Origin of the sequence: Acinetobacter sp. V2, from assembly GCF_001188385.1 — a bacterium.
In the GTDB taxonomy this organism is placed as follows: Bacteria; Pseudomonadota; Gammaproteobacteria; order Pseudomonadales; family Moraxellaceae; genus Acinetobacter; species Acinetobacter oleivorans.
Genome location: NZ_JZFB01000004.1, coordinates 1 through 18,025, shown reverse-complemented (window position 1 = coordinate 18,025; position 18,025 = coordinate 1). Strand labels below are relative to the sequence as shown.

16 protein-coding genes and 1 pseudogene are annotated in these 18,025 nt (G+C 39.3%); 7 read left to right on the top strand and 10 right to left on the bottom strand.

Translation table 11 applies throughout. The features are described 5' to 3' along the window. The 5 genes and pseudogenes from UC75_RS21655 to UC75_RS13015 form a co-directional block, all read left to right on the top strand. A pseudogene (locus tag UC75_RS21655) lies at positions 1–177 on the top strand (exopolyphosphatase); the annotation flags it as partial. A gap of 18 nt (positions 178–195) precedes the next feature. Beyond that, positions 196–1,017 (top strand): acetyl-CoA carboxylase carboxyltransferase subunit alpha, encoded by an 822-nt coding sequence (locus UC75_RS13030; RefSeq protein WP_013198918.1) that lies wholly within the window; start codon positions 196–198, stop codon positions 1,015–1,017. Next, a complete protein-coding gene (tilS, locus tag UC75_RS13025) occupies positions 954–2,357 on the top strand; it encodes a tRNA lysidine(34) synthetase TilS (protein ID WP_128825275.1) in 1,404 nt (467 codons plus the stop codon). The genes UC75_RS13030 and tilS overlap by 64 nt, the downstream gene beginning before the upstream one ends. Further along, a complete protein-coding gene (gene proC / locus UC75_RS13020) occupies positions 2,329–3,165 on the top strand; it encodes a pyrroline-5-carboxylate reductase (RefSeq protein WP_128825287.1) in 837 nt (278 codons plus the stop codon). The genes tilS and proC overlap by 29 nt, the downstream gene beginning before the upstream one ends. A gap of 21 nt (positions 3,166–3,186) precedes the next feature. Beyond that, the gene (locus UC75_RS13015) at positions 3,187–3,756 is read left to right on the top strand and encodes a YggT family protein (RefSeq protein WP_004794512.1); all 570 of its coding nucleotides are present in this window, start codon (positions 3,187–3,189) and stop codon (positions 3,754–3,756) included. A gap of 53 nt (positions 3,757–3,809) precedes the next feature. Here UC75_RS13015 and polA read toward each other — a convergent pair whose 3' ends face one another. Further along, positions 3,810–6,581 (bottom strand): DNA polymerase I, encoded by a 2,772-nt coding sequence (polA, locus tag UC75_RS13010; protein ID WP_049837855.1) that lies wholly within the window; start codon positions 6,579–6,581, stop codon positions 3,810–3,812. A 154-nt stretch (positions 6,582–6,735) separates the two neighbouring features. Here polA and UC75_RS13005 point away from each other — a divergent pair, with 154 nt between their 5' ends. Further along, the gene (locus tag UC75_RS13005; RefSeq protein ID WP_049837854.1) at positions 6,736–9,540 is read left to right on the top strand and encodes a DUF2339 domain-containing protein; all 2,805 of its coding nucleotides are present in this window, start codon (positions 6,736–6,738) and stop codon (positions 9,538–9,540) included. On the opposite strand, the gene UC75_RS13000 is transcribed toward UC75_RS13005, so the two are convergent. Continuing rightward, on the bottom strand, positions 9,530–10,447 hold the full coding sequence (locus tag UC75_RS13000; RefSeq protein ID WP_049837853.1) for a mechanosensitive ion channel family protein: 918 nt from the start codon (positions 10,445–10,447) through the stop codon (positions 9,530–9,532). The two genes, UC75_RS13005 and UC75_RS13000, sit on opposite strands and share 11 nt — an antisense overlap. Positions 10,448–10,456: 9 nt before the next feature. Further along, the gene (locus UC75_RS12995) at positions 10,457–11,278 is read right to left on the bottom strand and encodes a hypothetical protein (RefSeq protein ID WP_049837852.1); all 822 of its coding nucleotides are present in this window, start codon (positions 11,276–11,278) and stop codon (positions 10,457–10,459) included. A 96-nt stretch (positions 11,279–11,374) separates the two neighbouring features. On the opposite strand from UC75_RS12995, the gene gspE reads away from it, so the two are divergent. Then, positions 11,375–12,865: a type II secretion system ATPase GspE gene (gene gspE / locus UC75_RS12990; protein WP_049837851.1), complete on the top strand. Its 1,491-nt coding sequence runs from the start codon at positions 11,375–11,377 to the stop codon at positions 12,863–12,865. Positions 12,866–12,922: 57 nt separating this feature from the next. On the opposite strand, the gene UC75_RS12985 is transcribed toward gspE, so the two are convergent. The 7 genes from UC75_RS12985 to UC75_RS12955 form a co-directional block, all read right to left on the bottom strand. After that, entirely contained in the window at positions 12,923–13,354 is a 432-nt protein-coding gene (locus UC75_RS12985) for an organic hydroperoxide resistance protein (RefSeq protein ID WP_002117290.1), read from the bottom strand. An 88-nt stretch (positions 13,355–13,442) separates the two neighbouring features. Further along, positions 13,443–13,880: a MarR family winged helix-turn-helix transcriptional regulator gene (locus UC75_RS12980; protein WP_049837850.1), complete on the bottom strand. Its 438-nt coding sequence runs from the start codon at positions 13,878–13,880 to the stop codon at positions 13,443–13,445. 165 nt (positions 13,881–14,045) lie between these two features. Continuing rightward, positions 14,046–14,420 carry a DUF4951 domain-containing protein gene (locus UC75_RS12975; protein WP_004794496.1) on the bottom strand — a complete coding sequence of 125 codons (375 nt, stop codon included), beginning with the start codon at positions 14,418–14,420 and terminating at the stop codon, positions 14,046–14,048. 14 nt (positions 14,421–14,434) lie between these two features. Next, positions 14,435–15,259, bottom strand: coding sequence for a carbon-nitrogen hydrolase family protein (locus UC75_RS12970; RefSeq protein ID WP_013198911.1), 825 nt, complete (start codon positions 15,257–15,259; stop codon positions 14,435–14,437). Between the two features lie 26 nt (positions 15,260–15,285). Continuing rightward, positions 15,286–15,807, bottom strand: a complete 522-nt coding sequence (gene gigB, locus UC75_RS12965; protein ID WP_002117273.1) for an anti-anti-sigma factor GigB — start codon at positions 15,805–15,807, stop codon at positions 15,286–15,288. A 102-nt stretch (positions 15,808–15,909) separates the two neighbouring features. Further along, complete coding sequence (gene gigA / locus UC75_RS12960) at positions 15,910–16,878, bottom strand: RsbU family protein phosphatase GigA (RefSeq protein ID WP_049837849.1); 969 nt, start codon at positions 16,876–16,878, stop codon at positions 15,910–15,912. A 109-nt stretch (positions 16,879–16,987) separates the two neighbouring features. Further along, positions 16,988–17,866, bottom strand: a complete 879-nt coding sequence (locus tag UC75_RS12955; RefSeq protein ID WP_004794490.1) for a VacJ family lipoprotein — start codon at positions 17,864–17,866, stop codon at positions 16,988–16,990. Positions 17,867–18,025: the final 159 nt, after the last annotated feature.

The following is an 18,025-nucleotide window of genomic DNA, read 5'->3' as shown; positions in this document are numbered from 1 at the left end:
GATCAGATGCTTCCTGCCATTGAACTGACCATCATAAATGATCAACAATGGCAGCTTAGTGTTTCTGGTGATGCCAAACAATGGCCATTGTTAGTTGCCGACTTGCACGATGAGCAAGAGCAGTTTAAGCATTGGGACATTGAATTGAATATTCAGTCGGAAAAATTTATCGATTAAAGGGATAATATTCGACCTATGAAAAAATCTACTCAGTCCAAAGCTTGGACAACGGTTCAAATTGCACGTCATCCTGAACGTCCGCAGTTTCTAGATTATGTCGGTGAAATCTTTACAGAGTTTGACGCCTTGCATGGTGATCGTTTGTTTGGTGACGATGGTGCGATGGTAGGTGGTCTTGCTCGTTTTGACGGTCAACCTGTGATGGTCATTGGACAACACCGTGGTCGTAGTACCCGTGAAAAATTAAAGCATAACTTCGGTATGGCTAACCCTGAAGGTTACCGTAAATCTCAACGCCTATTAGATATGGCTGAGCGTTTTAATCTTCCGGTCTTCACGTTTATTGATACGATGGGTGCTTACCCAGGTGTTGGTGCTGAAGAGCGTGGACAAGCCGAAGCAATTGCAACGAGTCTTGCTCAACTTTCAAGCTTGAAAGTTCCTGTTGTTGCAACAGTACTGGGTGAAGGTGGTTCTGGTGGTGCTTTAGGTATTGGTGTTGCTGACAGAGTCATTATGTTATCGCACAGTATCTATTCTGTGATTTCACCAGAAGGCTGCGCATCTATTTTATGGAAAACTGCTGAAAAAGCGGCTCAAGCGAGCGAAGCTTTAGGTTTGACAGCAGACAAATTACAATCTCTAGGTATTGTTGAATATGTAGTAGATGAAGGCGAGGGGGCACATTTAGACCCTGAGCAAGTCATGCAAAACCTAAAAGTAGTTCTGAAGCAAGCTTTGGATGAATTGCTACCACTGGAAGCAAATGAACGATGCGAAGCACGTTATCAACGTTTAATGAAGTTTGGCAGTGCAAATTTAGGCATAATGTCTTAAAGCAGGCTCAACTATTTTCAGAAAATAGTTCTTTTCTTATTGGATGTAGTGGCGGCATGGATTCTATGCTGCTGCTACATCTGATGTCTCAAATTTTCCCTCAAAAGATCCGAGCAATCTATATCGATCATCAGCTGCAATCACAAAGTGCAGAGTGGGGGAAACTAGTCGCTGAACAGGCTACTCATTTAGATATTCCTTTTATTATTCAAAAAGTTCAGGTTACCGATGGTAATTTGGAAGCTCAAGCACGTCAGGCGCGTTATCAAGCTTATCGACAGCATTTGCAACCGAATGAAACCTTAGTACTTGCTCATCATCAGCAAGATCAGGCTGAAACAGTCATACTCCGTTTATTATCGGGTGCAGGTGTTGATGGATTAGCTGCAATGCAGTCTGTGGATTACCGTGTAGACATGACGATTTGGCGTCCTTTTTTAGACTTATCTCGTGAGCAAATTGCTGATTGGACTACTCAACTTGAAATTGAGTATGTAAATGACCCGACAAATTACGATATTCATTATGATAGGGCGTGGTCGCGTGAGGAACTTTGGCCATTTTTACAAAACAGATTTCCTAAAATGCAGCAAGCACTGAGCCGAACCAGTTATCTCATGCAAGATGCTTCTGAAATTTTAGAAGAAGTTTTGAAAGCTGATTTAAAACATTGTGGTACTGCTGAGTGTTTAGACTTAACTAAACTTTTAGATTTATCAGTTGCCCGTCAACGTCAATTACTTTCGGTTTGGATGAAAGGTGATGGGCAATATCGACCTGCATTTGAAATGGTTGAGCGTTTAAAAAATGAAGTGATTGATTCAAAGTCCGATGCACAAGCAGCATTACACTGGAATCAGTTTTACTATGTCCGTTATCAATACCATCTTTATAGATTGAGTAAGCAAGTTTTTCTTGCTGAAAAATTAAACCCAGTTGAAGCTGAGTCAGAGCATCATTTCCAAATGGGGGAAATAGTGCATTACGCTTCAGGAAATTTTCAGATCACACAAAAAAATATTGGTTTGGCTCCATCTTTATTAAATAAAAAATTGACAATAATTCGACGCCAAGGTGGAGAAAAAGTCCATTTATACGGCCGTGTTGGGCAATGGCCATTAAAAAAAGCAATTCAAGAAGCACATATTTTGCCTTGGCTTCGTCATACAATTCAAATATTAGTCATAGATAATGTTATGCTTGGGGTTTTTACACCGAAAGGATTTTGGTTGGCTCAGTCTCCGTATTGTGAGCAAGGAGGATGGCAACCGGATTTAATTTCTCATTCTTGTAATCTGGTAAATGGCGAATATGGTTATGGCAAGTGCAGTAAATTGTAATATCTGTTTTATTGGTGGCGGTAATATGGCCCAAGCGTTAATTGGCGGGCTCATTTCAAGAGGTTTACCACCGACACGTATTACTGTTTCAGATCCTGTTGAGCAGATCCGTCAATTATTACAAGAGAAAGAAGTCCACGTAACACAAGATAACGTGGCTGCAATTCAAAATGCTGATGTTGTCGTACTGGCGGTAAAGCCGCAAGTTTTGGCGACTGTTTTACGTCCGTTGAAAGGTCTTTTATCAGATAAATTGGTCATTTCAATTATTGCTGGTGCTGAAATTCAAACGATATCAAACTTAATTGATAGCAATCGAATTGTTCGCATTATGCCGAATACACCAGCTCTGGTTCAAACTGGCGCGCACGGTATCTATGCAAATGATGTAGTAGGTACTTCGGATCGTGAATTAACAAGTCAGATTTTAGCGGCCACAGGCTTAACAATTTGGGTAAACTCCGAAGCTCAAATTGATGCGGTAACAGCAGTTTCTGGTTCAGGTCCTGCATATTTTTTCTATCTGATGGAAAGTATGATCCGTGCGGGTAAAAATTTAGGACTGGATGAAAAAGTTGCAACTGCGTTAACTCTTCAAACGGCGTTAGGTGCAGCTCAAATGGCAATTACCAGTTCAAATACTCCATCTGAACTTCGTAAGAATGTGACATCGCCAAATGGTACAACACAAGCCGCACTTGAAGTTTTTGACCGTGCACAAATCTCCCAAAATATTCAATCTGCATTGGCTGCTGCACAGAAGCGTAGCCAAGAATTGGCTCAAGAATTGAGTGACAGTGCGAAATAGCTTAAATAGGATAAGACAACTATGGGTGCAAATTCTGCGCTAATTTTTGGAATTTTAATTAATGTCGCGATTTTATTGGTCTTTTTCCGTTTTTTAATGCAATTGGCGGCAGTAAGTCCTTATAATCCTGTGGTTTTATCGACCGTAAAGGCGACTAAAATTGTTGATATTTTTGGCCGAATTTTTCCGACGGTCGCAAAAGGCCGGTTTAATTTAGCTGCGTTAGCTCTTTTAATTATTTTATATTTACTGAAAATTTTCGGTGTCATGTATCTTTCTGGTTCTATGCCAAATAGTCCGATTCATTTAGTGATTCTGACATTTGTGACTATGATTCAGGACTTGATTCGTTTCTGCCGTTATTTAATTTTTGCAACAATCATTTTGAGTTGGGTAGTTATGTTTACTCAATCTCGTTCACCTTATATTGAGGTGATTCAAGATTTGGCTGAACCATTACTTGCACCATTCCGTCGTTTATTGCCTAATATGGGAATGATTGACTTATCGCCAATTTTGGCTTTTTTGGCACTCTATATTGCCGAAATTTTAATGAATGAAGTCGCTAAAGTTCTCTTAACTGGTCTTTAAGCTAACTCAATAAAAAAGGGCTGTATTTCACAGCCCTTTTTTATTTCTGCTAATTAATGGGCATCATCCCAGTTTTGTCCTTGGCCAACTTCAACCACTAAAGGCACGGAAATTTCTACAACAGATTCCATGACTTTTGCGATTTGTTTGGAAAGTTCTTCAGCAATGTTCTGATCGGCTTCAAAAACTAATTCATCGTGTACTTGAAGAAGTAACTTGGCTTGATCTTTTGGCAAGATTTTATCAACTTCAATCATCGCAATTTTAATAATATCAGCTGCACTACCTTGTAAAGGTGCATTGATGGCAGCACGTTCAGCAGCCTTACGCACCATCACATTTCGTGCATCAATATCTGGTGTATATAGACGACGGCCTAAAATAGTTTCAACAAAGCCTTGCTCTGATGCAACTTGACGCGTGCGTTGCATATATTCATAGATGCCAGGATAGCGTTGGAAATATTGCTTAATATAATTTTGCGATTCTTGACGTGTGAAACCTAACTGACGAATCAAACCAAACTCAGACATACCATACAGTAGACCAAAGTTTACTGCCTTAGCTTGACGACGTTGATCATTGGTCACATCTTCAATTGCAATACCCAATACTTCTGCTGCAGTACGGCGGTGAACGTCTTGTCCGTGCTGGAACGCGTGGACTAAAGCATCATCCTGAGAAAAATGAGCCATCAAACGAAGTTCAATTTGCGAGTAATCGGCTGCTAGTAAAACTCGACCTTCTGGTGCAATGAATGCTTTACGAATCTGACGGCCAATTTGTCTACGAATTGGAATATTTTGTAAGTTAGGATCAGAAGAGGAGAGGCGACCTGTCGCTGTGAGCGCTTGATGATAGCTCGTATGCACACGATGGGTGTCGTTATGAGATTGCTCAACTAGACGGTCCGTATAGGTACTTTTTAGTTTTGCTAAACCACGATGCTCTAGAATAATTTCCGCTAAAGGATGTTCAATTTTTTCTAAAACACTTTCACTGGTGCTGTATTGTCCAGTTGCAGTTTTTTTACCGCCTTTGATTCCTAATTTATCAAATAGGATTTCGCCTACTTGCTTAGGTGAAGCAATATTAAAAGTTTCATCTGCAATTTCCATTGCCTGATTTTCAAGGCCTTCCATGGTTTTTGCAAACTCAACACTTAATTTGTCTAAGAAAGCATGATCTAAACGAATACCATCTTCTTCCATGCCTGACAAAATTCGGGCAACCGGCATTTCGATGTTATATAAAATATTTTCTAACTCAGGAAATGGCTTAAGTTTGTTTGAAAGTACTTCATACAAACGATAGGTCACATGTGCATCTTCTGCCGCATAGTGAGCAGCAACTTCAATCTCAATTTGATTAAAGGTTTTCTGCTTTGCACCCTTACCAGCAATTTGTTCAAAGGTGGTGGTCAAGTGACTTAAGTAGACACGAGCTACATCATCCATGCCATGACGAGTTGCTGCAGCATTTAATACATAAGATGCCAGCATGCTATCGAAATACCAGCCTTTTAACTCAATTCCGTGGTTTGCAAAGATATGGGCATCATATTTAAGATGATGACCAATTTTTTTAACCGCTTCACTTTCTAATACAGGCTTAATTTGAGCCAGAATTTGTTCACGGTCCAGCTGCTGCGGTGCATTTTCATAATTATGTGCTAAAGGCACATAGTAGGCATCTTGTGCATCAAAGGCGATTGAAAAACCAACCATCTCGGCAATACGGTAATCAAGGCTTGTAGTTTCTGTATCAATGGCAAAATGATCAGCATTTTGCATGCGTTGCAAGAGTTGATCCCATGCTTCTTGAGTTAAAACAGTATGATAATTTGCAGTCCCAAGCTGGTCATCTTGACTGGTTAAGCTTGCTTGATCTTCGGTTTCAATAGCGTCAGCCGGTTTAATTTCATCTTGAACGACTACTTGTGAAACTTGTTGTTTATAAGTAGAGCTGTTCGGATTATTTGGATGATCAAGTGACTGTAACTGATTTCTAAACTCAAGCTCAGTATATAAGTTACGTAAAGCATCAACATTTGGATCGGTAAGCTTTAATTCATGCCAGTCGAGTTCTAAAGGAAGATCACAGACAATGCTAGCTAACTGATGATCAAGCTTAATATTGTCTAAATTATCTTTAATATTTTGGCTAATCTTACCTTTAAGTTGATCTGCATTGGCAATGATATTCTCTAAAGTGCCATATTCAGTCAGTAACTTAGCTGCTGTTTTTGCCCCTACGCCTGGAACACCCATAATACCGTCGGATGCATCACCCATTAGCGTTAAATAGTCGATAATCTGATTTGGCCAAACGCCAAATTTTTCAAATACACCGTCGGTGTCCATTACACGATCTTTAAAGCTATCTTCAAGTTTGACATGATCATTGACGAGCTGAGCCATGTCTTTATCTCCAGTTGAGATAAGTACATGATGGCCTTCAAGCACGGCACGTTTAGCAAGTGTGCCGATAATGTCATCTGCCTCAGCGCCAGGAAGACTATATAAAGGAATCCCTTGGGCTTTAATTAATGCATGTAAATATGGAATCTGTTGAGATAACTCTTCAGGCATGGTTGGGCGATCACCTTTATAAATAGGTGAAAGCTTATGACGGAAAGTTGGCTCAGGCGTATCAAAAATTACGGCCATATGCGTCGGTTGCATACGACGCATAAGTTTTTGAATCGCAGAAATTGCTCCACGTATTGCATTGGTATGTAACCCTGTAGAGGTCGTCAATGGTGGTAATGCATGATATGCACGAAATAAAAAATAGGACCCATCAACCAAGACAAATGGTGGCATTGAACAATTCCTTAATTTGAATTACGGGTATTTTACGTGAAAACGGCTATGAATGCAGGATTATGATTTTTGCAGTATTTTGTATGTATAAATATACGCTTGTATTGGCTTGAAGTAAGATGACATGTAATGAAGGTGTCATATTGCTAAGCCCATGTATAAAAAAGACAAACAGGGAATGATCATCGTTTTGATCGCTTTGACTTTGTTTTTAGCCATTTCAATTGGTTTTAAATTTCAGAGTGCTGTTGCTGCTTTATCTATTGCACTTACTGTCGTACTGGTTCAGCTATTATCAAATCTGCATCAGCGTCTGACCCATTTAGAACAACAGTTTTCTCAGCAGCAAAAACCGCTTTATTCTATTCATACGCAAACAATAGTGATTTATGCGGCCGCCTTGGTTGCATTAGTTGCTTATATGAATCACTGGATGTGGATTGCTAGTGGGGCATTACTGATTTTATTGCTATGTTTAGTCCAAACGATTAGTGCGTTTCATACTCGACTGTTATACCTCGAGTCGGCAAAACCAACTGTTCATGTAAACGAAACTCTACAAACAGAAATTATAACTCCAGCGGTAGAGCAAGTTGATTCCAATAATACGGACAAGCTAGTCCCAGCTGAAAAGATACCTTTAAATCACACAGAACAAACAGCTCAGGTACAGAGTACATGGTGGCAACCAGCAGTCGACTGGATGGTCCATGGCAATCCAATTTTAAGAGTTGCTGTCGCTGTGTTGATGGTTGGGGTGGTGTTGTTATTGCGTTTCGCAAGTGAGCACTGGCAACTTAGTTTAGGTGTAAAACTTGGTTTTATTGCAATTGCTGGAGGTGTATTAACGGCATTTGGATATAGCTTGCAAAAGAAAAATCAACTTTTTGCTGTGGCATTGCAGGGTGTGGGACTAGCTGTTGTATTCCTAACACTGGTGTTCTCGCATCATTTTGGTGTAATTGCCAATCTAACTACAGCGAGTATTCTGTTTACGATCTTATTGGCTATTACGGTATTCCTGAGTTTAAAACAACAAGCTATTTATTTGGCAATTTTAGCACTCGGCATGGCCTATGCAGCCCCTTTAGTTATTCCACAATATCGTCCAGATGTAGTCTTCCTATTTAGCTACTATTTGGTAATTAACTTAGCAGTTGCTGCGGTTAATTTTATTCAGCCTTGGAAAATCTTAAATCAGATTGCTTTCTTTGCCACGATGTTTATTGGTGGTAGTGCGATAGGTTTTTATGCAGAACCAGCAAAATTTGACACATTAGACTGGATTTTATGGCTACATATAGCTCTGTTTATTTGGCTTAGTGTTCGTTATAGCCAAAATATATCTCGAGTTTCAGCACGTGAACAACAAGAAGGCATTCGTTTACCTCCGCTCTTAGATGTGGGTCTTATTTTTAGTGTGCCTGTACTAGGCTTTACGCTACATGCCTATTTAGTCCATGAGTCTACTCAAGCGTTGACGATTGGTGCTGCTGTTTTGGCTAGTACCTATGCGGTATTAACTTTCTGGATCAAAAAGACCCATCCTCAACTTTCAGTTCTTGCTAAAAGCTTTTTCATCCTTGCCGTTGCATTTTTTGCCTTAATCTTTCCACTCGCGAAAGGGGCACATTGGACTGCGATTGGTTGGGTTGCTCAAGGTACGGCTCTTATTGTATGGGGGGTAACTGAGCGGTACCGTTTAAGCCGATATATTGGTGTAATTTTAGTTTTACTCAGTTCAGTTGCATTGTTTTATCAATTTTGGGCGAATGCAGAGTTCCCGACTCTAAGCACAAGCATTTATGCAATTGCCCAATTCATTTCGGCCTATTATTTATTGCAATACAACAGTAAAGAGCAACAGTATTTCAGTGCCAGCATGTTTAGCGGCATTTTCTTATGCTTAGGTATGTATGCGGGTGCTATCGCTGGTATAGAAATTTTGACATGGCAACATCATGGCTTAAGCCCATATTTGATGATTGCGATACTATTATTATCAATATTTAGTGTAGTGGTTCACTACAAACTAAGGGTCCAATGGCAGACCTTACAGTTAAGTTTAATTAGCTTGTTATTGTTGTTAATTTTGGGTGAGGCCTTTACCAGTCAAGTATTCAGCATGTTTAAATGGCCGAGTATATTACAGCAGGGTACTTTCCTCATCGCAGCAACGCTTCTTAGTGCCTTATTTGTTATGGCTCAACCGCAATCAGGTCAGTTTGGATCTTTAAAGGTCTGGTCTGGTTTGAGCTGGTTGGCATTAGCAACGGTTGGTTTAGCAATATTTCCACAAATGCCTCTTGTTGCTCTGGCTTTCGTTCCTGTGGTTTATTCCCTTTGGGTGTATAAAGCTCATAAAACGACATTGTTACATCAGATTCCAGCGTGGTGTTTAAGTTTACTTTGGTTGCTAGTAGTGAGCGTAGATCAGCATTCTGCTGAGTACCTTTACTTTGTTCCTTTGATTAACTTAACTGATTTCCTTTCAATTTCAGTATTTGCTGGTCTACTCTTTATTATTTATCAGCATGCTTTTGATCAAGATAAATCACTGGAGTGGACTTTTAAAATTACAACAATTCTAGTGGGGTTGTTAGTATTCAGTAGTGTAGTGGTCAGAGGCTTACACTATTACTGGGCAACACCACTCTGGAGTACTGCAATTTGGACAAATGGAATAGTACAGTTAAGTCTGACATTGCTTTGGGTAATCTTGGCATTCATTTTAACTACATTCTCTAGCCGAAAAATGATTCGTCAATTATGGTTTGTAGGTGCTGCTCTTTTAGGGATTGTGGTATTAAAGCTGATTTTGCTTGATCTATCGCAAAGTGCGACTTTAACTCGAGTCATTTCATTTATTGGAGCGGGTGGGGTAATGTTGATTATTGCTTATCTTGCGCCATTGCCACCATCATCCGCTGTACAGAAAAATGAGGAGCCTAAGCTTTAGGCTCTCGATTTAATTCTTTTTGATTACTGTATTGATCGATATCATCTTCAGCAAAAACACTAGATGGTCGATCAATCAAACCCATTTTAGGAACAGGAATTTCAATTCGGTTATCTAAAAATCCATTTCGAATTCGTTCTTGCATCTCATCTCGAACTTTTAAAGAGTTCTCTTGTCGACACCACATTGTAAATAAAAGCTCAATTGATGATTCTCTAAATGCAGTCACTGTAACAGCAGGCTTTGGGTCATCTAATACAAGAGGATAATGAGCTGCTACATTCAGTAGAACCTCGCGAACTTTAATGATGTCTTCATGGAAGTTGATTGCGAGCGTAATTGGAATACGTCGTATAGGATATTTAGATAAGTTGTGTACGGGAGCACGAATGAGTTGTTCGTTTGGCAAACGAATATAGACATTGTCTAATGTAAGCAGTTTAACCGAAAGCAAATCAATCGAGATCACTTCACCTTCAATTGTATTTCCACGAATGAGTGTAATCTGGATCGTATCACCGACTTCAAATGATCCTTCACCAATCAAAAATAAACCACTAATCAAGTTACTGGCTGATGTTTGCGATGCGAAACCGAGCGCTACGGTTAAAATCCCTGCTGCGCCAAGAAATACACTGAGTTTAAAACCGGCTTCTTTTAAACTCGTCATAATGAAGAGTAAGAAAATAAAATAAAAAATACCGCGGCGCCACACCAGACGTTGATGAGCATTAAAACGTGAGCCAATGGTTCTAATAAATGTATTTGAAATAATACGGGCAAGAACAAAACCAATAAAACACAGCACAACACCGACTAAAATTTCACTAATACGTTCGGTATTGATATTGGTAAATATGCTTGTGAGGCTATCAGCGATATCCTTAGGAATACTTGTATCAGCCATATAAACCTCTTAAAAGAATGAATCAAACATATTGAATAATGCTCCACCAGGTGAACGTGGTGGGTGAACATAGGTCACTTCACCAGCAAGAGGGGGCGTACGGTTTTCAATACGAATTCGTGCGGGACGATCAGAACCTTCATAATAAACTTTAATTTGAGAAGTCCATAAACGACCGGTACTTTCACTATAAAAAAGAGGTAGAGCTGTAACGGGCACGTTCATGCGGTCAAAACGCAATTGATGATTACTGGTGTTGTGAAAATCAATTGGTGTAACCGCACGAAAAGCACGTGGTGTTAACAGGTTCAAATCGGTACGTCCATCGACAGACGTGGCATAACAAATTTCACCTTGCTGGGCATTAGGACCAAACCATGTATCTTTAGGTTGAATCACAGGAATCTCAAACAAAGGCTCATGCTGACTTTCAACTAAACCTGCAATCCATAGTGGTGTACTAATATAAAGAGTTCCGCGTTGACCTGCTGGAATGTAGATAGGATCAACGGGTTTAATGACTACAGAACGATCTGCCAGACGGGGCATAAGTAAAAATTCTGGATTAGTTTTCCGAAACATGTAGCGTTCTACTTGAACAGTATGCGGAAAGGCAAAATTCGGATCGGCAATTGGATGCCAATCTTGCTCATTATCGTCTTGAAGAGATGGGCGATAATATTCGATACGCCATTCTTTTATACCGCGCGTTAGACGAAAAAGCATTGAACCGAATTGCCATGCTTTAGACTGATTAATTTCAAAGCGCTGTTCTCCCCACCATTTTAAGGAATTCTGGGGGCGAGGCTTATATTCATTATTTTCAAACAAGACGTAAAATTCCTCTACCGAGTTGTTAAACAGACTTCACGCTGTAATCTGCTTAGAGTACACTCAAAATCATCTTACTCATCATTATAAATTGTGATGCAAATATTGAAACAAATACAAGTTCCATATAGTTTTGCCAAGCGTCATGGTGTTTTATTTCGTTATGACGGTGATCAAGTATTTATTATTAGACGTCAAAACACTGAAAAAATTGCATTGCAGGAAGCAAGACGAATTCTAGGTAAGCCCGCTCATTTCCAATTATGTACTGAACAAGAATTTAATACGCTCTTAAGTACAAGCTATGCCGGCGATACAGGGGAATCACAACAAGTTGCAGCAGGTTTAGAAGATCATCCTGATTTATTAAGTTTGGCCGATCAGGTTCCTGAGACAGAAGATTTGATGGATCAGGAAGATGATGCTCCAATTGTTCGTCTGATTAATGCGCTACTTTCAGAGGCAATTCGAGTAGGGGCTTCTGATATTCACATTGAAGCTTTCGAAAAGAAATTATCTGTACGATTACGTGTAGATGGTCAATTACGTGAAGTTGTACAGCCGCGCCGTGAGTTGGCACCGTTACTGGTTTCGCGTATTAAAGTCATGGCAAAACTCGATATTGCAGAAAAGCGAGTGCCACAAGATGGACGTATTTCTTTACGCCTTGCTGGCCGAGAAGTAGATGTTCGTGTTTCGACTTTACCATCTTCACATGGTGAAAGGGTTGTAATGCGTTTACTCGATAAACAAGCTGGTCGACTTAATATGATCCACTTGGGATTAATGGCAAATGACTACGAGCGTTTAACTCAGTTAGTACATCGTCCTCATGGCATTATTTTGGTCACAGGGCCTACAGGTTCGGGGAAAACAACGACTTTGTATGCGGCTTTATCTGATCTAAATGATAATACGCGTAACATCTTAACTGCCGAAGATCCAATCGAATATCAACTTGAAGGCATTGGTCAAACACAAGTCAATACCAAAGTGGATATGACGTTTGCTCGTGCTTTAAAAGCAATGTTACGTCAAGATCCAGATGTGGTGATGGTAGGTGAGATTCGTGACTTGGAAACGGCTGAAATTGCAGTACAAGCATCGTTAACTGGACATTTGGTTTTATCGACACTACATACCAATACCGCTATTGGTGCAGTTACTCGACTTAAAGATATGGGAATCGAGCCTTTCTTATTATCAAGCTCTTTAATTGGGGTGATTGCTCAACGTTTGGTTCGTACCTTATGTCCACATTGTATGACATGGCGTGAAGCGGATACTTTTGAAAAACAGGTTTTTCAACATATTCATAATGAACCATTGTTGCAGTTACCTGAAGCCAAAGGGTGTGACCATTGCTCACATTTAGGCTTTAATGGACGTACAGCCATTTATGAAATCGTACCAGTTGATGAACCGATGCGTCGTCTCATTCATGGTAATGCGGCTGAATATGAATTAGAAAATCATGCTCGTGAGTATTCAGGTTCTATTCGTGATGATGGTCTGCGCAAAGTACTCGCAGGTAAAACCACACTTGAAGAAGTACTTCGAGTAACCAATGAAGCAAGCGAAGTATAATTTGTAGCATACAATTAAAAATGCCCGATATGATTCGGGCATTTTTAATAATAAAACTTATTCGGTCACAATATTAAAAGTCACATCAATATTGTTACGAGTTGCATTTGAATATGGGCAAACAATATGAGCTGCTGCAACTAATTTTTCAGCTTCTTCACGGTCCATGCCCACTAAGTAAACATTTAAAGTTACTTCGATGCTAAAACCTGTAGGAATTGGACCAATACCTACTTCACCTTCTACGTAAGCATCTTTACTAATATTAAATTTATCGCGGTTTGCAACAAATTTTAAAGCTCCTAAAAAGCATGCTGAATAGCCAGCTGCAAATAATTGCTCAGGGTTTGTTACGGCACCACCAGCGCCACCCATTTCTTTAGGTACGCCAAGTTGTACATCTAATACACCGTCAGATGAAGTTGCACGGCCATCACGACCACCGGTTGCTTTAGCTTTTGCACGATAAACAACTTTTTCTAATGACATCGTTTTTATTCCTAAAATAAATTGAATACAAATATATCGTACACGACTTAGTTATTTTGACAAGTATATTTTTTGAAAAAATTGCTGTTTATTTAACTAGGTTTGTACGGAGTTTGGTAAGTTGATCTTTCAAGCCTAATAGTGTTGTCATGTCACATGAACTTGCTTCTAGTACGCCTGCTGGAATATCCAATGCTTGATCTTTTAATTTTTTTCCGTCATCGCTAAGTGTAATAATCACTTGTCTCTCGTCTTGAGTTGAGCGGGTACGATGAAGCAAATGCAGGGCCTCTAACTTTTTCAAGATAGGAGTGAGAGTGGATGATTCTAAAAAAAGTTTAGCTCCAATTTCTGAAACAGTCACTTCATCCTGTTCCCATAAAACTAACATCACTAAATATTGGGGGTAGGTAAGCCCCAAAGGCGCGAGAAGTTTTCTGTAGAGTTGATTAAGCGCTAAATTTGTTGAATAAATGAGGAAACATAATTGATTCTCAAGCTTTAAGTTTTGACAGTCTTGGTCCATATATTCCTCAAAGAAACTCATATTGCTTTTGTAGTATATCGCGTTCTATTCAGTTTCTTAAATGTTCATCAGAATAGGTTCTGAATAAAGTAAATTAAGAGACATAAAAAATGGAATAATTAATCCAATTATTCCATAACATAAAAATATTTTAGATAAAATTGTCTACCACAGATCTGCAATTTTTTTCATTAAACGCGCACGATATTTAGCAGTAGGATTATTTGCATTGCGTTGTTGCTCTTGTTCATAAAAATCTTGCCATGCAGTAATCATTTCAAGCGTTGTTCCTTGTTTTTTAATCATAGAAACATCTGCTGGCTGAATATTTTCTAAACGTTGTCTTGCGCCTTCTGCGCCAGTACCCCATCCAATTATTCTCTGGCCAAATGCAGGCAAAGGAATATCTTTAGGAGTAGAGGGGAGAATATCTGATTTGAGCTGTGCCGTTGGTGAAACGAAATGATTCGTTGTCCCAAACTCAGCATAACAATGAATATTTGCCCCCAAGCAAAAAAAGCTAAATAAGTATTTCCACATGAATAATTAAACTTTTAATAGTGAATTAATTTACGGTGTGTCATTAGAGGCATTGAAGAGCGGACGAGATCTTGCGCCGTCAGATCAAAGGGCACAGTAATTAAACCATTTCCTTCATATCCAATCATACTTAAAATTTGGCCACGACTATCAGTTGCCCCAGAGTGTCCCCAGGTCTGTCGTTTTTCACCATGCCAGCCCTGTTGTGCTGCACCTAAAACATAACATTGGCTATCCATTGCCCGAGCTTGTAACAAAAGCTGCCAATGCATTTGTCCAGTTGTATAGGTAAATGCAGCAGGGGCAGTAAGAATATGAGCGCCTTGTTGTCTTAGCGTTAGAGCAAGCTCTGGAAAACGCAAGTCATAACATACCATTAAGCCAATATTGCCAAAAGGGGTAGATGTGACTACTACGTCTGTTCCTGGTTCAAAGAAACGAGACTCCTGATAACCACCGACAGCATCACCCACTTGTACATCAAATAAATGGATCTTGTCATAACGTGCTTCTGTACGCTCAGGGCTAATACAAAGGCTAACAGTTCGGACGCGACCATCTTGAATAGTGGATCCATCTGGACGGAATGGGCAGGGTAAGGTGCCAGCCACAATCCAGATTTGATATTGATGTGCGAGTTTCTCAAGCCTTTGTTGAATAGATTCAAATTGCTCAGCAGTTTCACGTTGTTTTCCAGCAGCAAAACATACAAAGTTTTCGGGGAAAACAATCAAACTGGCATTTTGCGCCTTGCTCTGTTGAATCAAAGACTCAATGACTTGAAAATTATTTTCAATATCATCTTGAGAGTTCATTTGAGCAACAGAAACGAGGGTCATATTCTAATCCGGCTTAATGGTGAAAATCAGGCATTTTGCTTGTCCGATACCTGTTCAAGAGTATCTTGTTCTTTCTGTAACTGCTTAACAAGTGGCTCAAACATATTCTGATTGTTTGCATTGAGTTTCATCAATGTCTTATGTGCATCCAGAACAGTTCTTAGCATTGCATTATGAGTGATTTGTTCATCTGTTAACGTTAATGTGCAAACGTTAGGATCACCACAATAATTCAAAATGACAAAAACCTGCCCTAGCCCCATACTGTTGGCTAAGGTGGTGATATCTGGATTGGTAGATAGCATCACAGCTTGAATATGATGAGTCTGTTTAAGCTTTAACCCCAGCTTAGCTAGGATGCCTAATACAGTACTATCAATAAATGTTGTTTGGGTTAAATCAACGATTGCACCTACAACATTCTCTTGCTGTTCAATTCTGTTTAAAAGTTTGTCTAGACTTATACAAGAATGGGCTCGCACTTCACCAATAAGTTTGAAAATATGCGTTCCATTTAAACTTGCATATTCAACATGACCTGTTGACATATAAATGCCATTTTCAGAGAAGGATAGAAAAATTATCACATAGTGCCATCCCAGACTCAAGAGTCCTTAAGTCGTATATTATGTAATTAATTGATTCGTAAATTAATTCATTCGACAAAGACTGAAGATGGCAATATCGTCGGCCACATGATCGGGTGCTTGAAATGATTGATTTTGCAAATGATGGACCAATTGTTGGAACTGATCGTTTAAACCACCGTCAAAAGGTTCGAGGGCTCCATCCGAGCAAACAATGAAGCGAGCATGGCGATTTAATGTACAAATATGCTCTTCAACTTCAAGTTCATCAGTTAAACCTAGCGGGAAACTGCTCGTTGTTAGAATCTTCGGTGCTTGATTAGGCTCAAAAATGATAGGAGGCGGATAGTGCCCAGCACTTGACCAGCGAAGAGTATGTGTTTCAAGGTTTAAAATACCCACCACAATCGTAATGTGCTTTTCGATATTCTCTTGAACTAACATCCCATTTAATTTTTTTATTAATTGTCTTGGGGTCTTAGAGCGACCATGAAATGCTGCCATCCATGATGTTAATAAACTACTGGTTACACCATGACCTGAAACATCAGCAAGATAGAATAAAACTTCTTTATCATTTAATTTCCAATAGTCGTACCAATCACCGGAAAGATAAGCTGAAGGCTGAAAGAAAGTTTCGACTTCATAATTTAATAGATCAATTGGATTAGGCAATAATCGTTTTTGCAGTTCAGCAGCCGAAGGTAAATCACGACTATCTTGGTTGCGCTTATATTGAGCATCAATTCTGGATAGGGCTTTATTTAAATCACTAGGTAACTGATTCCACACCCAGCCTGCAAGAGCACCTGCTTCCCATGCATGCGCTAAAGCACTACCTTCATGTTCAAAAGCAATTACGACCGTTGGCAAATTCCATTTATAAGTCAGGAAATCTTGTACATCTGCAATTGCAATGATGGTTGGATCATATAAATCTAAATCATCTATGTTAATGACTTGTAAGCCTGGCAGTTTATCCAAAGCTTGCTCTAAATAAGGAATAGAGCGTGTCGGTTTAATAAAATACATAGAAGATATGGTAGTCCTTTTATATGATCACTTTATTCATCATAGAGTATGTATGATCAAAATCAAGGTATTGCCGAACTCTTAATCCAAGCAATACCTTTATTTCATGTTAAGGGTTTTGATTCTCATCTGGTGTATCTTCAGAGTCATCATCAATGAAAGACACATCGGCTGAATCGCCCTTTTTCTCTGCAATTTGGAATGCTTTACGCTGGAGGTATAAGTCTCGAATCATAGCGTATTGATCACCTTGTAAGGTTTGATCTAAGTCAAGATATTGGGCACGTGTATCCACGGCTTGTAATAGATTACTCGACCAATAAAGACCTTCTTGATCATCCATAACGTATTTTTGTGGACGAGCTTGGGCATCTACTGCTAAACCAAAACCATCCCGTAAGGTGCTTGGACCAAAAAAAGGTAACATAAGGAATGGGCCAGAAGGAACGCCATAGTAGCCAAGAGTTACACCAAAATTCTCTTCTTCAGTTGGTAAACCTAAGCGACTTGCAGGATCAGCCAAACCAAGAGTGGTTAAGGTGTTAATTGTAAATCGGCCTAAAGTTTTTGCTGCACGGCCAGGGCGGCCTTGAATAAGCTGATTGACAGCATTCCATGGTTCACCAAGATTTTTACGGAATTGGCGATAAGAACCACGTACATCTTCTGGGGTTTTTTCTCTATATTGAACAGCAACTGGGCGTAAAAAATTGCGATCCAACATATCATTAAAAGAATAAATTGGGCGGTTCAATGATTGCAAAGGATCTTTGACAAGATCTGGTTGAGCTGCATTTGCATTAATTTTTAAATCTTTAACTTTAATATTTTTTAGATCTTTAATAATTTGTGAACGGGGATGGTTTGGCCCTGTTTCTTCTAATGAACTCGCATTAGCAGATTCACTTACCGTGTTTTCTTGAGCATATATAGAGGTACAAACACCTACAGATAACACGCTTAGTAAAATTAAATTAGAATAATTCATATAATTCCTTAACCGCCAGCCAGGCTAATACTTAATGTGCAGTTGGGTGGAGATATGTTTTAATACAAAATTGATAACCTATTATCAATGTAAAATTGATCAAATAATATAGATAAAATGCTAAAAAGGCTAAAAAACGAACATGCAGTGATATTAAAT

Coding starts and splice junctions, on each gene's coding strand:
- UC75_RS13030 (WP_013198918.1), top strand. CDS start 196: ATGAAAAAATCTACTCAGTCCAAAGCTTGGACAACGGTTCAAATTGCA.
- tilS (WP_128825275.1), top strand. CDS start 954: ATGCGAAGCACGTTATCAACGTTTAATGAAGTTTGGCAGTGCAAATTT.
- proC (WP_128825287.1), top strand. CDS start 2,329: ATGGTTATGGCAAGTGCAGTAAATTGTAATATCTGTTTTATTGGTGGC.
- UC75_RS13015 (WP_004794512.1), top strand. CDS start 3,187: ATGGGTGCAAATTCTGCGCTAATTTTTGGAATTTTAATTAATGTCGCG.
- polA (WP_049837855.1), bottom strand. CDS start 6,581: ATGCCACCATTTGTCTTGGTTGATGGGTCCTATTTTTTATTTCGTGCA.
- UC75_RS13005 (WP_049837854.1), top strand. CDS start 6,736: ATGTATAAAAAAGACAAACAGGGAATGATCATCGTTTTGATCGCTTTG.
- UC75_RS13000 (WP_049837853.1), bottom strand. CDS start 10,447: ATGGCTGATACAAGTATTCCTAAGGATATCGCTGATAGCCTCACAAGC.
- gspE (WP_049837851.1), top strand. CDS start 11,375: ATGCAAATATTGAAACAAATACAAGTTCCATATAGTTTTGCCAAGCGT.
- UC75_RS12985 (WP_002117290.1), bottom strand. CDS start 13,354: ATGTCATTAGAAAAAGTTGTTTATCGTGCAAAAGCTAAAGCAACCGGT.
- UC75_RS12980 (WP_049837850.1), bottom strand. CDS start 13,880: ATGGACCAAGACTGTCAAAACTTAAAGCTTGAGAATCAATTATGTTTC.
- UC75_RS12975 (WP_004794496.1), bottom strand. CDS start 14,420: ATGTGGAAATACTTATTTAGCTTTTTTTGCTTGGGGGCAAATATTCAT.
- UC75_RS12970 (WP_013198911.1), bottom strand. CDS start 15,259: ATGACCCTCGTTTCTGTTGCTCAAATGAACTCTCAAGATGATATTGAA.
- gigB (WP_002117273.1), bottom strand. CDS start 15,807: ATGTCAACAGGTCATGTTGAATATGCAAGTTTAAATGGAACGCATATT.
- gigA (WP_049837849.1), bottom strand. CDS start 16,878: ATGTATTTTATTAAACCGACACGCTCTATTCCTTATTTAGAGCAAGCT.
- UC75_RS12955 (WP_004794490.1), bottom strand. CDS start 17,866: ATGAATTATTCTAATTTAATTTTACTAAGCGTGTTATCTGTAGGTGTT.